This window comes from Rhodococcus sp. NPDC060086 (genome assembly GCF_042730275.1).
Taxonomy (GTDB): Bacteria; Actinomycetota; Actinomycetes; order Mycobacteriales; family Mycobacteriaceae; genus Rhodococcus.
In genome coordinates this window covers 77,897-92,342 of record NZ_JBHWWZ010000007.1, presented here as the reverse complement: position 1 = coordinate 92,342, position 14,446 = coordinate 77,897, and the positions used below count along the sequence as shown (strand labels likewise).

Annotated in this window: 10 protein-coding genes; all 10 read right to left on the bottom strand. The window is 64.9% G+C overall.

All coding sequences use genetic code 11. The annotated features are described in order from the left end of the window. Positions 1–3 precede the first annotated feature (3 nt). The 10 genes from ACFWB0_RS06730 to recF all read right to left on the bottom strand — a co-directional run bounded on the left by ACFWB0_RS06730 (position 4) and on the right by recF (position 14,434). On the bottom strand, positions 4–1,218 hold the full coding sequence (locus tag ACFWB0_RS06730; RefSeq protein WP_378489663.1) for a DUF3566 domain-containing protein: 1,215 nt from the start codon (positions 1,216–1,218) through the stop codon (positions 4–6). Continuing rightward, entirely contained in the window at positions 1,219–3,723 is a 2,505-nt protein-coding gene (gene gyrA, locus ACFWB0_RS06725) for a DNA gyrase subunit A (protein WP_378489662.1), read from the bottom strand. 133 nt (positions 3,724–3,856) lie between these two features. Further along, positions 3,857–4,654, bottom strand: a complete 798-nt coding sequence (locus ACFWB0_RS06720) for an MHYT domain-containing protein (protein WP_378489661.1) — start codon at positions 4,652–4,654, stop codon at positions 3,857–3,859. 368 nt (positions 4,655–5,022) lie between these two features. After that, positions 5,023–5,577 carry an ATP/GTP-binding protein gene (locus ACFWB0_RS06715; protein ID WP_054715879.1) on the bottom strand — a complete coding sequence of 185 codons (555 nt, stop codon included), beginning with the start codon at positions 5,575–5,577 and terminating at the stop codon, positions 5,023–5,025. A 13-nt stretch (positions 5,578–5,590) separates the two neighbouring features. Beyond that, positions 5,591–5,965, bottom strand: a complete 375-nt coding sequence (locus ACFWB0_RS06710; RefSeq protein WP_378489660.1) for a DUF742 domain-containing protein — start codon at positions 5,963–5,965, stop codon at positions 5,591–5,593. 13 nt (positions 5,966–5,978) lie between these two features. Then, entirely contained in the window at positions 5,979–6,395 is a 417-nt protein-coding gene (locus ACFWB0_RS06705) for a roadblock/LC7 domain-containing protein (protein WP_054805599.1), read from the bottom strand. After that, the gene (locus ACFWB0_RS06700) at positions 6,392–10,021 is read right to left on the bottom strand and encodes an ATP-binding protein (RefSeq protein ID WP_378489659.1); all 3,630 of its coding nucleotides are present in this window, start codon (positions 10,019–10,021) and stop codon (positions 6,392–6,394) included. The genes ACFWB0_RS06705 and ACFWB0_RS06700 overlap by 4 nt, the downstream gene beginning before the upstream one ends. 380 nt (positions 10,022–10,401) lie before the next feature. After that, complete coding sequence (gene gyrB, locus ACFWB0_RS06695) at positions 10,402–12,438, bottom strand: DNA topoisomerase (ATP-hydrolyzing) subunit B (RefSeq protein ID WP_378489726.1); 2,037 nt, start codon at positions 12,436–12,438, stop codon at positions 10,402–10,404. 213 nt (positions 12,439–12,651) lie between these two features. Continuing rightward, positions 12,652–13,209, bottom strand: a complete 558-nt coding sequence (locus ACFWB0_RS06690; RefSeq protein ID WP_378489658.1) for a DUF721 family protein — start codon at positions 13,207–13,209, stop codon at positions 12,652–12,654. Further along, positions 13,196–14,434, bottom strand: a complete 1,239-nt coding sequence (recF, locus tag ACFWB0_RS06685; protein ID WP_378489657.1) for a DNA replication/repair protein RecF — start codon at positions 14,432–14,434, stop codon at positions 13,196–13,198. The genes ACFWB0_RS06690 and recF overlap by 14 nt, the downstream gene beginning before the upstream one ends. Between the last annotated feature and the right edge of the window lie 12 nt (positions 14,435–14,446).

The window sequence follows — 14,446 nt, the reverse complement described above, 5'->3', positions numbered from 1 at the left end:
AGGTCAATCCGGATCTGCCAAGGTGACCTGAACACCGCTGACGAGGTCACTGCACAGGTTGTAGATGAACGCACCGAGCGTCGCGAGCGCGGTCATCAACACCATGTTGGCCAAACCGATCACCGTCGCGTAGCCGAACACCTGACCGACTGTGATGAGCCCGTCGCTACCCGACTCCGACACGAGGTCGGTGAAGGCGCTGTTCAACCGATCCCAGACGCCCATACCCGCGAGCACGCCGTACAACAGGCCCACCGCGATCATCCACACGAAGAACAGCGACAGGGAGATGATCGCGGACACCTTGAGCATCGACCACGGGTCGATGCGTCGCAGCTGCACGGTCGCCCTGAGCGGGTCGCCCGCAGCAGGCGCCACGACGACCGGGCTCGCATGCGGAGTTTCCACCGTCACTTGAGCAGCGGGAGTCGGGTGCTTGACGCTCGACAGATCCGGCAGGTCCTTCGCCAGATCCTTACGCTCGATGTGACGTGTCGGGCCATCGATGACCGCAGCCTTGGCCTTCGCCGCGGCACGGTCGGACCCCTGCGCGCCTCCGGTCATGGACGCCGCGGCAGTGCCGGTGACGACGGGCCGCGTCGGAGCAGAGCTACTCGTCGCAGCAGCGGGCTTACCCACGACAGGCTGAGGCCCCGTCGCGGGACGCTGAGAGCCCCCTGAAGGGCGCTTCGCGGTCTTCCCCAGGCCCGGGCCCACCCCGGGGAGATTCGTCTGCGGAGTGTTCTGCTGGGACTGATCTTGTGGCGCAGCCGCCTGCTTGTTCGTCGCCGGCTGCTGTCCACGCTGCCACGGCGGAGTCTGACCCGACGGACGCGCCGTCGGGTTCGAACGCTGCACCGGCCGCATCGTCTGGTCCGCGGCGGGAGCCGACTCGCTCTTACCCTGATTCGCGCCCTTGCCCTGATTCGCGGCGGGCTCCGACGGCGCGGCCGGGGTCTTCGACTCGGCGGCAGGCTTCTCCGCGGGTTTCCCCGACGGAGCATCCGGCTTCGCGGCGTCCCCAGCAGGCTTTACCTGCTCGGTCGGCCGAGCATTCGACGCCTGAGTGTTCGACGCCTGAGTGTTCGACGACGGGGGCGCCTTCTTCTCAGTGCCCTGACCGCTCGATTCGGTCTCCACCTCCCGCCCGTTCCGATTCTCGGGCTTCCGGGCGGATGGTCCCTGGTCGGATCCATTCGGTCCCTTGGGAGCACTCACTTACGACTCCTTCGATTCGGATGCGTCGATCTCCTCGGGCTCGTCGGCATTGCGTGCAATCGCAAGCAACGTGTCGCCGTCACCCAGGTTCATCAAACGCACACCCTTGGTCTGTCGGCCTGCCTTGCGCACCTGCTTGGCAGCAGTACGAATGACCCCGCCACCGGACGTGATCGCGTACAACTCATCGTCGTCCTCGACGATCACTGCACCGACCAGGGTGCCACGTCGCTTGTCGTACTGGATCGTCAGAACGCCCTTACCGCCACGGCCCTGGACCGGGTAGTCCTCCATCGACGTGCGCTTCGCGTAACCACCCGACGTCGCGACCAGGAGGTATGTGCCCTCCTTGACGACATTGAGCGACAACAGCTTGTCTTCGCCGTTGAACCGCATGCCCTGGACGCCGGACGTCGCGCGACCCATCGGACGCAATGCCTCGTCGGTGGCCGAGAAACGGATGGACTGGCCCAGCTCCGACACGAGCAGCAGGTCGTCCTCGGACGAGCACAACACGGCGCCGACCAACTCGTCCTCGTCGCGCAAGTTGATCGCGACGATGCCGCCCGACCGGTTGGAATCGAAGTCCGACAGACGCGACTTCTTCACCAGCCCGTTGCGGGTTGCGAGCACCAGGTACGGCGCGTCCTCGTACGTCTTGAGCCTGATGACGCCCTGGATCCGCTCGTCCGGCTGGAATGCCAGCAGGTTCGCCACGTGCTGACCACGGGCCGTGCGGTTCGCTTCGGGAAGCTCGTACGCCTTCGCGCGGTAGACGCGGCCCTTCGTCGTGAAGAACAGCAGCCAGTCGTGCGTCGACGTCACGAAGAAGTGCTTGACGATGTCGTCCTGCTTGAGGTCTGCACCCTTGACGCCCTTGCCGCCGCGCTTCTGCGACCGGTACAGGTCGGTGCGGGTGCGCTTGGCGTAGCCGGTCTCGGTGATCGTGACGACCACGTCCTCGCGGGCGATCAGGTCCTCGTCGGCCACGTCGCCGTCTGCAGGAACGATGCGGGTGCGACGGTCATCGCCGAACTTCTCGACGATCTCCTCGAGTTCCTCGCGGACGATCGCGCGCTGCCGCTCGGGCTTGGCGAGGATGTCCTTGTAGTCCGCGATCTCGCGTTCGATCTCGGAAAGCTCGTCGACGATCTTCTGACGTTCGAGCGCAGCGAGACGTCGCAGCTGCATCGCCAGGATGGCATCGGCCTGGATCTCGTCGACATCGAGGAGATTCATCAGTCCGGCACGCGCGATGTCGACCGTCTGCGACGCACGGATCAGGGTGATGACCTCGTCGAGGGCGTCGAGCGCCTTGACCAGGCCGCGCAGGATGTGTGCACGTTCCTCGGCCTTCCGCAGCAGGTAGCGCGTCCGGCGGACGATGACCTCGACCTGGTGGTTCACATACAGCCGGATCATCTGGTCGAGGCGCAATGTGCGCGGCACCCCGTCGACGATCGAGAGCATGTTGCAGCCGAAGCTCGTCTGCAGCTGCGTGTGCTTGTACAGGTTGTTCAGCACAACCTTGGCAACGGCGTCGCGGCGGACCGTGACGACGATGCGCATGCCGATGCGGTCGGAGGACTCGTCGTGGATATCGGAGATACCCGCGATCTTCGCGTCGCGCACCTGCTCCGCGATCGACGTGATGAGGTTGTCCGGGTTGACCATGTACGGCAACTCGGTGATGACGATGAACGATCGGCCCTTGGAGTCCTCTTCGATCTCCACGACGCCGCGCATCTTCACCGAACCACGACCGGTGGTGTACGCGTCATGGATACCCTGCGAGCCCGTGATCAGGCCCGACGTCGGGAAGTCGGGGCCCTTGATGTGTTCCATGACGGCCGCGAGCGTGGCCTCTTCATCGGCCTCGAAGTTCTCGAGCGCCCAGTAGATCGCGGCAGCGACCTCACGCAGGTTGTGCGGGGGGATGTTGGTCGCCATACCGACCGCGATACCGCCCGAACCGTTGATCAACAGGTTGGGGACACGGCTGGGGAGTACCGTCGGTTCTTGGGTACGACCGTCGTAGTTCGGCTGGAAATCGACCGTCTCATGGTCGATTTCCCGCAACATCTCCATCGCGAGCGGGGTCAGGCGACACTCGGTGTACCGCATGGCGGCCGCACCGTCATTGCCTCGGGAACCGAAGTTGCCCTGTCCGTCCACGAGCGGGTATCGCATCGACCACGGCTGCGCGAGACGCACCAGTGTGTCGTAGATCGAGGAGTCGCCGTGCGGGTGATAGTTGCCCATCGTCTCGGCGACCGCACGCGCAGACTTCACGTAGCCGCGGTCGGGGCGGAAGCCGTTGTCGAACATCGCGTACAACACGCGTCGGTGCACAGGCTTCAAACCGTCACGCACATCGGGCAGGGCACGGCCCACGATCACGCTCATCGCGTAATCGATGTAGCTGTTCTGCATTTCCTGCTGAATGTCGACGGGCTCGATGCGGTCGTGCCCCGGACCCTCCGGCGGCAACGTGGTGTCGGTCATGAGCTCCTTCTTCTACTCGGCTCGAACGTCCGATCCGAGCTCTGGCCCGACGAACGTCTCGCAACCACCCGAGTCTATAGGTGCAGGTCAGCTACCGCCGCCAAGGACAGGCACTTTCTCCCGACCAGCGCCCCTACCGGACGTCGTCAATCCAGTCCGCGATCGCGTACTCGCGCTCCAGATCCTCGTCGCTGGGGGCCGCAATCAGCAGGACTACCGTGGCTGCCAGAACAATGATGCCGACCACGAAGCCCGGGAACAGCAACGTCAGCGCGGTCATTCCCTCGGGCATCGTCGCCACCGGATCCATGACCACGGACACGCCCGCCATACCCGTGTAGTGCAACGCCACGACCGCGCAGCCCATCAACGCAGCGGCCGGGAAGCGTACTGCACGGCGATCGACGTTGAGACTGAGCCACAGGGCTGTGAAGGAGGCAACGATGCCGATAGCAAACGATGCAACGACGTAGGGCAGCGACTGTTCGAGCGCGCCCTCGACACGCACCGCCGCCATTCCGCTGTAGTGCATCGCTCCCACCGCGAGGCCCATGATCAGGCCGCCCAGGGGCAGCCGCAGCTCGTCTGGAAGCCACTGCATCCACGGCTCGTCGGCGTCGACGACCGCGAGTCCGAACCAGGTGGCGCCCACCGCGAGCACAACGGACAGCAGTGTCAGCCCGAGGTTGTAGCGGACGATGGCTCCCGGCACCTCGAAACCGAGCATGCCGGTGAAGTGCATCAGCCAGACGCCGACCCCACCGATCGCGACACTCGCCAATGCCGTCCAACGCCTCTTGTCCCGGCGATAGATGGCCGTCCTCGCCCGCCGAGCACAGGTCAGGCCGATGTAACACCCCAAGATGGAGGTCGACCACGCGAGGAAGAAGACCCACATTCCCATGGAGAAGTGGTGAAGTTCGTGCGTCATGATGCTCCTTCGGAGGCCGTCACGTCGCTTCGTGGACGTGACGTGGGTCGACATTCGACCGCGCGCCCCCGACGCAGTCGTAACCCTATGTCACGCACACCGAAAAAACTATGCTCAAAAACCTCTGGAGAGGGCCAATTAGGCTCTGCCACAGAGGTTGTGATCCGCACTGCACTATTTCGAAGCCCGACTCGGACCTCTGTACTCGGACCTCCGTACTCGGACATGGAAACGACGGCTCCGCGGGTTGACGTAGTGCGCGCCTGTGCGCGCACCCGCCACCCCGACGAACACCCCGATCGCCGAGGTGGTGTTGGCCTACACCGTCATCCATGCCGTCATAGCGGACGGCTACAGACCCGAATCCGCTACTGAGCCACCGGTTGATGCAATTTCCGAAGTGCGTACTCGGTGACGGTGACGAGTGCCTGCTTGGCCGATTCACGCGAGCGAGCGTCGATCGACACGATCGGCACCTCCGGAGAAATGGCCATAGCCTGGCGGATGTCCTCGAGCGGGTACCGCGGCGCATCGTCGAACTCGTTGATCGCGACGATGAACGGGAGGTTGCGCGCCTCGAAGAAATCGACAGCGGCAAAGCTCTCGTCCAATCGGCGAGTATCGATCAACACGATGGCACCGATGGCACCTCGGATGAGGTCGTCCCACATGAACCAGAACCGATGCTGCCCCGGTGTACCGAAGAGGTACAGCACGAGGTCTTCGGCCAAACTGATTCGACCGAAGTCCATGGCCACGGTCGTGGTCGACTTCTGCGGCGTTGCCGCAAGGTTGTCGACGCCATCGCTGGCGTTCGTGACGAGCGCTTCCGTGCGGAGCGGAACGATCTCCGACACAGCCCCCACCAGCGTGGTCTTACCGACACCGAATCCGCCGGCGATCACGATCTTGGTCGAGGTCACGCGCTTCGTAGCGTTAGAGTTCGCGAAGTCCACTGAGGACCCTTTCAATCAGCTCACGACGCTCCGCGTCGCTCGAATCGTCTTTCAGCGTGGCCAGGATCTGTACATGTCCGGCTTCGACGAGGTCGGCGACGAGCACGCGCGCAACGCCGAGCGGCACACCCACCCTCGCCGCGATCTCGGCGACCGACGGGGACTCCTTGCACAGTTCCAAGATCGTGGCGTTGATGTTGTCGAGATCCCGGGCTCGACTGTCCGTACCCGGGATGGCTTGGATCAAAGCTTCCAACGCCAGTTCGACCGCAGGACTGGTGCGTCCCGAAGTCAGCGAGTATGGCCGGACCAGACTCGGCTGGTCCGGCACTGACTCCGGATTGCGCGGTTCCATGGCCACCTCGACGTCAGGACCCCAGGCCGACCCGAGGCGTCGCCTCGACCGACGCACCCACGCGGTCGACCAGGAGCGCCATCTCGTAGCCGACCTGTCCGATATCACATTCCGAAGCAGTGAGCGCAGCGAGGTGCGAACCATCGCCGACGCTCATCAGCAGCAGGTAACCGTGCTGCATCTCGACGACGGACTGCAGCACTCCGCCGCCGTCGAACAACTGTGAAACCCCGTTGGAGAGGCTCGCGAGCCCGGACGTCACCGCAGCGAGCTGCTCGGCGCGGTCGACCGGAAGATGTGCGCTGGCAGCCATGAGGAGACCGTCGGCCGACACGAGGACCGCATGCGAGACACCGGGGACTTCGCGCGCAAAGTTGGAAACCAACCAGTCCAATGGACGAGCTACATCGGATCCATGATCAATGTTCATCGAACTCCCTGTTCATTGTTCTCGCGATTACTTGTCGTCGCCGAGGAACGCCCATTACGGACACCCTGCTGGTGGCGACTGAGATTGGCCCGAATGGATTCCGGGTCACGACGTCGAAGTGCGCGCTGTTCTGCGGTCGCAGGTTCGCGCACAGCACCCGGCACGAGGCGTTCGCCCGGCGCGCGGCGGGGAAGACCGGAGGTGGTGTGTTCCTCCACCGGAACATCCGCTGCACGCTGCGCTGCCTGCCATCCGGAGTCGGCAACCGAATGCCACTCACGCTTTCGCCGATCGTCGGGAAGGTTCGTCGGATCGACGAGCCAGTCCGACATCATGTCGGAGAAGATCGGACTGCCTGCAGCGGAATGCGGTTTCAGCGCACCGGCATCGGGACGTGGCTGGAAGAACGACGCGGTCTTCGCAGAATTCGTGCGGTAACGATGCCGAGCGGCATTCTGCGCATCGCTCTGCTCCGACACCGAACCACCGTCGGCGATGCTTGCCGGCCGGGCCCCCGACTGCGGGATACGCGGCGAAGAACCGGGCTGCCGACGCGGGAGGCCGAAGGCTCCGCCACGACGATTCTCACCGGACTGGCGTTCGGTGCTGGGCGGCGGACCTGCCTGCAGAGGCGCCACTCCCGGTGCTTCACCGGGACGCCGCTGCGGTAGGCCGGACGGGGTGACCGGCGCCGGACGCGCATCCTGATCGCTTCGACCCGGCTGTGCGACACCACTATTCGTATCGGTGTGTCCGCCCTGGTTCTGGGGCGGCAGACCCGGCGTCGAGCCTGGCTGACGCTGCGGCAGACCCGGAGTGGAGCTCGGGTTGCGCTGCGGCAAACCCGACTCGGGCGCATCCTGCGGCGGCCGTACAGCCCGCACCGGAACACCGGGGGTTGCACCCGGGCGACGCTGCGGTAGGCCGGAACTCGCAGAGCCGGGCTCGCCCTGACCGGACGGGTGATCCTGCGGAGCCCGGTCGGGTGCCGGACGACGCTGAGGCAGTCCCGACTCACGAGACGGTGGGGTCACCAGAGCGTGGGCTGCGTTGCTCGAGGATTCGCGATTCTGCTCGACCGGGTTCTGCGCGCCATGAGCCGGTGCCTCACGGCGCGACGACTCCTGATCCGGTGCACCGAACTGCGCCGACGCGGCCTGTGCTCGCTGCTCCTGCTGCTCGCGCTCGAGGTTCTCGCGACGCCGGTTCTCGGCATTCGGATCCGCGGGCGAGCGGTTGGCGCGCGACGGGAGTGCCGAGGCGAGTGCCGCCGCGGCGTCCGGCTGGATGCGGCGCGGAGTCTGCTTGCCATCCGGCTGTGGCAGGCCCGAGGTCGAACCGGGGCTGCGCTGCGGCAGACCGGGTGTCGAACCGGGGCTGCGCTGCGGCAGACCGGTCGGCGCCTGCTCGCGCGGCTGCTGCCGAGAGGGAGCGGGCGGTGCAGAGTGGAACGCCTGCGGCTGAAACTGTGGCTGCGGCTGCGGCTGTTCGCGGTACACAGGTTCCGACTGCCGCTGTTCCCGGTATGCAGGTGTCTGCTGGAACCCCGCCGCAGCGGTGTCCGGGCGACGGATCTCGGTGACCTGGTCGTCGACGCGGGATTCCTGACGCGAGTCGGCGCGGACCGGCAGGTACTTCGGAATCGGTTCCGAATGTTCGCGGTCCGGTGTCGTGGAGACGGCAGGCGCGGGCAGAGCGAATTCCTGCTTCTGCTCGACCGAGATCTCCTCGGACTCACCGTCGACGACGACGGGGTCCGGCTGGGCCAGTGCCAGCGGCGACATGAGCAGAACGTCGGGAATGTGGACGCTCGCAGTGATACCGGGATTGCGTGCGGTGTCGAACGTCGGCCGCAGGCGCACGGTGAGCCCGTGGCGATCTGCAAGCCGCGAAGTCACGAACAGACCCATGTGACGAGCAGTATCCGGACCGACCTCGCCGCCCTGACGGAGGCGATCGTTGATCAACTCGAGTTCATCGGCCGGGATACCGATACCACGGTCGGCGATCTCGACGAGCAGACCACCGTCGACGGCACGCGCGAAGCTGAATGTGACGGTGCTGTCCGGCGGGGAAGCACGCAGTGCGTTGTCCACCAGCTCTGCGAGCAGGTGGACGATGTCCGTCGCCACAGCACCACTGAGTGCACCGTCCGGGGTGGAACCGATCTCGACTCGCTGGTAATCCTCGACCTCGGACATCGCTGCGCGCAGGATGTCTCCGAGCTGCACCGGGGCGGACTGACCACGACGCATCCGGGTACCGGAGAGAATCAGAAGGTTGTCGCCGTTTCGGCGCATACGTGCCGCGAGGTGATCGAGCTTGAACAAGCTCTCCAGCCGGGACGGGTCCTTCTCCTCGAACTCGAGTTGCTCGATGAGCCCGAGCTGCTGTTCGACGAGCGACTTGCTTCGACGCGCAAGCGTCTCGAACATATCGCTGATCTGCAGGCGGAGGTGAGCCTGCTCGCCGGCGAGGCGCAGTGCCTGTCCGTGCATGTCGTCTACGGCGCGGGCGAGCTGACCGATCTCTTCGGTCGTGTGCACCGGCACCCGAGTGAATTCGATGTCGTCGATGCTGTCGCCGACCTTGATCCGGTCGATGGCTTCGGGGAGTTCCTGACGCGCAACCTTGAGCGTTCCGTACCGCAGTCGGCGGATCGGGCCGACCAGCGACCGCGACACGAGCAGCGCGAGGACGAGAGCGACGAGCAGTGCGGCGAGAACGAACGCGGTATCGCGGAGTGCGGCCGAACGAGTGTCCGACGCACGATCGATCACAGTGGAAGTGATCGACTGCGAGGCGTCGTTGATGATGTTGGAGTAGACGTCGACACTGCGGAGCATCGAGGCGCGCAGTTCCATCAAGGGAAGCGGACCCTGGCCCGCAGCCTCCACCATCGCGGTGCGTTCGTCGATGCCTCCGCGCAGTTCGGCGATCTGCGAGTCGGCAAGTGGGTACGAACGGGCAAGGAGATCGAGCATCGCGAGCTCGCCACCGGACGCGGTCACGAGCGCGGTGCCGGAGGTCGACGGATTCTCGATGATCTCGATGATTCCGAGCACCTGACCGAACAGGTAACGCTGCGAATACCACGCGTTGATCAGGCGAGTCCCGTGATTCAGAACCTCCGGGTCGTCGATCTGGTCGAGAATCGCCTCCACGATGCGGTTGAGGTTGTCGCGGACCTCGTTGTAGACCCGGGCGATCTGTGCAACCGGAACCGGACCTGCCCGCATCTGCCCGTAGAGCGTTTCTGCGGCGGCGACCGTTTGAGTGAGGTCGGCGGTGACAGCAGGATCGAATTCGGGGTTCTCTGCGAGCGGCCTGATCTTTTCGAACGAAACCCGGAGTGCCTCGAGGTCGTCCGGTCCGGCCGTGCCGGATGCATTGGTGGCGGTGGAAGTTGCGAAAGCAGTCGAGAAGTCGACGATGTCGGGCACAACCACGACTTGGTCAGCGGCGGACGAAAAATGGACCGCGTTGCTGAGTTCCGCTTCGACGCGGAGTCCGCCGAGGACCATCGCCACTGTTACAGGAACGGCGAGGACGGCGGTGACCTTCCTGCGAAGACCCCACCCCTCGATGCTCCACCACCGCTGCCGGCGCGGTGACTCGTCACTCATGGATTACAGCTCTCCTTCCAACCCGTTCGCGCCGGGCGACGAGCATTCACAACCAATCCACTCGACCGGTGAGCTTGATTTCCGCTGGAATGCAGTCGAACGAGACGTTTCTGGGTGAGGGCACCATATCGGGACATACAGGGGATATGGAAGACGGGTTTCCACATACGCCGGGTGATTCCCTTCATGGCCCTGTTCGGCGGCCACGCATACGGATGGCCGTTTGGAGTGTACTCATGAGTAACCGCGGAATGTAAGCGGCATTAGTCCGAAATGAGAGTATCAGTAAGGCCTGCGACATGATGTACCACACATCGCAGGCCTTATTGACTCGACACGCCGATTGCAGCGCCAGATCACCGCTCCGTCGTCTGACAGGGTCAGACGTCGAGGAAGCGCACATCCTTTGCATTGCGCGTGATGAAGCTACGCCGCGCCGCGACATCCTCACCCATGAGCACGCTGAACAACTCGTCGGCCGCCGCAGCGTCGTCGAGAGTGACCTGACGCAGGACGCGCACGGTCGGATCCATCGTGGTCTCCCACAGTTCCTTGGCGTTCATCTCACCGAGGCCCTTGTAGCGCTGGATACCGTCGTCCTTGTTGATCTTCTTGCCTGCCGCGAGTCCACGCTCGAGAAAGCCGTCGCGCTCCCGATCCGAGTACGCGAACTCGGGATCCGAACGCTGCCACTTGAGCTTGTACAGCGGCGGCTGGGCCAGGTACACGTGGCCGTGCTCGACGAGCGGACGCATGAAGCGGAACAACAAGGTGAGCAGCAGCGTCGCGATGTGCTGTCCGTCGACGTCGGCGTCGGCCATCAGCACGATCTTGTGGTACCGCAGCTTCGCGATATCGAACTCTTCGTGAATACCCGTACCGAACGCCGTGATGATCGACTGGACCTCGGTGTTCTTCAGCACCCGGTCGATGCGTGCCTTCTCGACATTGATGATCTTTCCGCGCAGCGGGAGAATCGCCTGATACATCGAGTCGCGACCGGACTTCGCCGAACCACCTGCGGAGTCGCCCTCCACGATGTAGATCTCGCACTTGCTCGGGTCCTTGGAGCGGCAGTCCGCGAGCTTGCCGGGCAGGCCGCCGATGTCGGTGGCACTCTTTCGACGCACCAACTCCCGGGCCTTTCGCGCCGCGACACGTGCCTGCGCCGACGACACGGCCTTGGTCACGATGGTCTTGGCGTCGGCCGGGTTGGCCTCGAGCCAGTGCGAGATGTGCTCGTTGCACGCCTTCTGCACGAACGACTTGACCTCGGTATTGCCGAGCTTCGTCTTCGTCTGACCCTCGAACTGCGGCTCGGCGACCTTCACCGAGATGATCGCGGCCAGACCCTCGCGGATGTCGTCACCGGTGAGGTTGGGATCCTTGTCCTTGAGGAGCTTCTTCTCCTTCGCGTACCGATTGACCACGCTCGTGAGCGCCGCACGGAAACCTTCCTCGTGCGTGCCACCCTCGTGAGTGTTGATGGTGTTGGCGAAAGTGTGGACGGACTCGGAGTAACCCGAGTTCCACTGCATCGCCAGCTCGAGCTCGTGGCCGGTGCCCTTCGCAGTGAACCCCACCACAGAATTGTGGATCGGCGTCTTCGTGCGATTGAGATGCCGGACATAGTCCTCGAGACCGCCCGGGTAGTGGTAGACGCGAGTCTTGGTCTTGGGCGCAGGCGGCTCGGCGGCCTCTGCGGCCTCGTCCTCGGCAGTCTTCGGCGCTTCGGCGGTCTCCGCGACGATCTCGTCGGTGATCTCCTCGGGAAGCACCCGCTCATCGGTGAGCGTGATCGTCAGGCCCTTGTTGAGGAACGCCATCTCCTGCAGGCGCCGCGCAACCGTCTCGAAGTTGTACTGCGTGGACTCGAAGATCTCGTCGTCGGCGAAGAACCGCACCGTCGTTCCGGTGCGCTTGGTCGCCTCTCCCCTGATCAGCTCACCGGGCTTCGAGTTCGTGTAAGTCTGTTCCCAGTGGTAACCGTCGTTGTCGATCTCCACCTCGAGCGTGGTGGACAACGCATTGACGACGGAGATACCGACACCGTGCAGGCCGCCCGACACCGCGTACGCGTCGGAATCGAACTTGCCGCCTGCGTGGAGCTGAGTAAGCACCACCTCGACCGTGGGCACGCCCGAAGAGTGCATGCCCACCGGGATGCCACGGCCGTCGTCGACGACCTCGACGCCACCGTTCTCGAGAAGGGTCACCTCCACCTTCGTGGCGTGACCCGCCATCGCCTCGTCGACCGAGTTGTCGACGACCTCCCAGATGAGGTGGTGAAGACCACGCTCTCCCGTGGAGCCGATGTACATGCCGGGACGCTTACGAACCGCCTCGAGACCCTCGAGGACGGTGATGGAAGACGCACCGTAGTCACTCTTGTTCTTGTTCGACTTCTCGGCAGCCACGGGTGGGTAGCTCTCCTTTTCCGCCTCGGCCTCGCACACATGCGCGCGGCGCATTCTTGTCCATTCTACTTGGCCGGAGCATAGATGCCCCCGGCGACACAGAGCGCCTTTGCCGCACCGCTGACGTCCCCGCAGTCGGCTCGGCGCGGACCGGCGAAAGTGAATTCCTACATCGCCCGGTTTTCGGCGCTCGCACGGAGAGCGGGCATGTGTCTAGCCGTAGGTGTCGCGTGGGCCCCGACCACGGACGTGCCGTTCGCCCTTGCGCCAACTCGGCGCGGTGGGGCCGGTGATTCGCAGTTCCTTGACCACACCGTGTCCCACGGACGCCGCGATCTTCGCGAGGATCTGCGATTGGATCATCCGCAATTGCGTCGCCCACGCGGTCGACTCCGCCGAGACGTGCAGAATTCCGTCGCGCAGAGTGGTGGGTTGCGCGTGCGCGGCGATGTCCTCGCCCACGACCCGCGACCAACTGCCCAGCACCGTACCTTCCGACACATGCGAGGACCAGCCACGCTGCTTCGCGATCGAGCCGGTCAACGCGCCCAGCCGCTGAGGGTCACGGTCGTCGGGTCCGGGACCCGACCACCCTCGCTTGCGGCGACGTGGCCGCACCCGGCCGCTCGAGGCACGCCCCTGGCCGACCGCTTTACCGCTGGCCTTCGCGGCAGCTCGAGCCTCCTCGAGCGCGCGCCGCGCCAGATCCACTCCGCGGAGCTCGGGTTCCGATTCGTTGCCCTTCGAGCCGAGTGCGTCATCGTCCGTCATCGGATACCTCCCCGAGCGATTCTCCTCGCGCCGCCGCGCTCAGCACCGAGATTCGGCCACGTTCCGTCTCCTCGGCATGCACGACGAACCGTGCACCCGCCAGCTCGGACGGCACGTCCTCCGGTACCGCCGCGGTGATGAGGACCTGTTCCGCCGTCGCCGCGACCGACACGAGCGCGGCTCGGCGACGACGATCCAACTCGGCGAACACGTCGTCGAGCATGAGCACCGGATCCGTACCGTCCGACCGGAGCAGAGCGAACGCGCCGAGGCGCAGCGACAGAGCGAACGACCAGGATTCACCGTGGCTCGCATACCCTTTCGCAGGCTGATCACCGAGGATCAACTCGAGGTCGTCGCGATGGGGACCGACCAGGCACACGCCCCGGTCGATCTCCTTGGCACGCATCTCCGACAGCCTGCGGCGGAACGCGGCCTCGATGAGTTCGCGGTCGTCGTGCTCGGGCTTCCTCGAAGGATCGGCGAACTCCGCAGGCAGCACATCGCCGAGGCTGCTTCGATACCGCAGGACCGCCGGACGTGATTCCGGTGCGATGGACCGGTAGGACTCGACGACATGTGGCGCGAGATCGTGCAGCAACGCGATTCGTGCGGCGAGCAACTCCGAACCGTGCGCCGCGAGATGTCCGTCCCACACATCGAGCGTCGCCAGCGCGCTCGCGCCATCACTCGAGCGGGTACCTCTACGTAGTGAACCACCGGCGGTCTTGAGCAACGCCGAACGCTGACGCAAGACTTTGTCGTAGTCCGCACGCACCCCGCCTAGACGGGGAAACCGGGTGGTGAGCAGTTCGTCGAGGAACCGACGACGGTCGCCCGGGTCGCCGCGGACCAGGGCCAGATCCTCGGGTGCGAACAACACCGTGCGGAGGATCCCGACGATCTCCCTCGGCCGTCTGGCAGGCGACTGGTTGATCCGTGCCCGATTGGCCTTGCCCTCGTTGATCTCGATGTCGATACCCAACTCGCGGCCGTCGTTGACGACCACAGCGCCCACGAACGCGCGGGAGGCGCCGGCCCGCAGGAGCGGGGAATCGGACGACACGCGATGTGACGACAGGCCCGACAGATACCCGAGCGCTTCGATGATGTTGGTTTTGCCGTGTCCGTTGGGCCCGACGAAAACCGTTGGGCCCGGAGTCAAATCGGCCGACGCGGTCTCCCATGACCGGAAATCGCGCAGCGCGAAGGTGCGAACGTACACGGACCGTCCACT

Coding starts and splice junctions, on each gene's coding strand:
- ACFWB0_RS06700 (WP_378489659.1), bottom strand. CDS start 10,021: ATGAGTGACGAGTCACCGCGCCGGCAGCGGTGGTGGAGCATCGAGGGG.
- ACFWB0_RS06705 (WP_054805599.1), bottom strand. CDS start 6,395: ATGAACATTGATCATGGATCCGATGTAGCTCGTCCATTGGACTGGTTG.
- gyrA (WP_378489662.1), bottom strand. CDS start 3,723: ATGACCGACACCACGTTGCCGCCGGAGGGTCCGGGGCACGACCGCATC.
- ACFWB0_RS06690 (WP_378489658.1), bottom strand. CDS start 13,209: ATGACGGACGATGACGCACTCGGCTCGAAGGGCAACGAATCGGAACCC.
- ACFWB0_RS06720 (WP_378489661.1), bottom strand. CDS start 4,654: ATGACGCACGAACTTCACCACTTCTCCATGGGAATGTGGGTCTTCTTC.
- ACFWB0_RS06710 (WP_378489660.1), bottom strand. CDS start 5,965: ATGGAACCGCGCAATCCGGAGTCAGTGCCGGACCAGCCGAGTCTGGTC.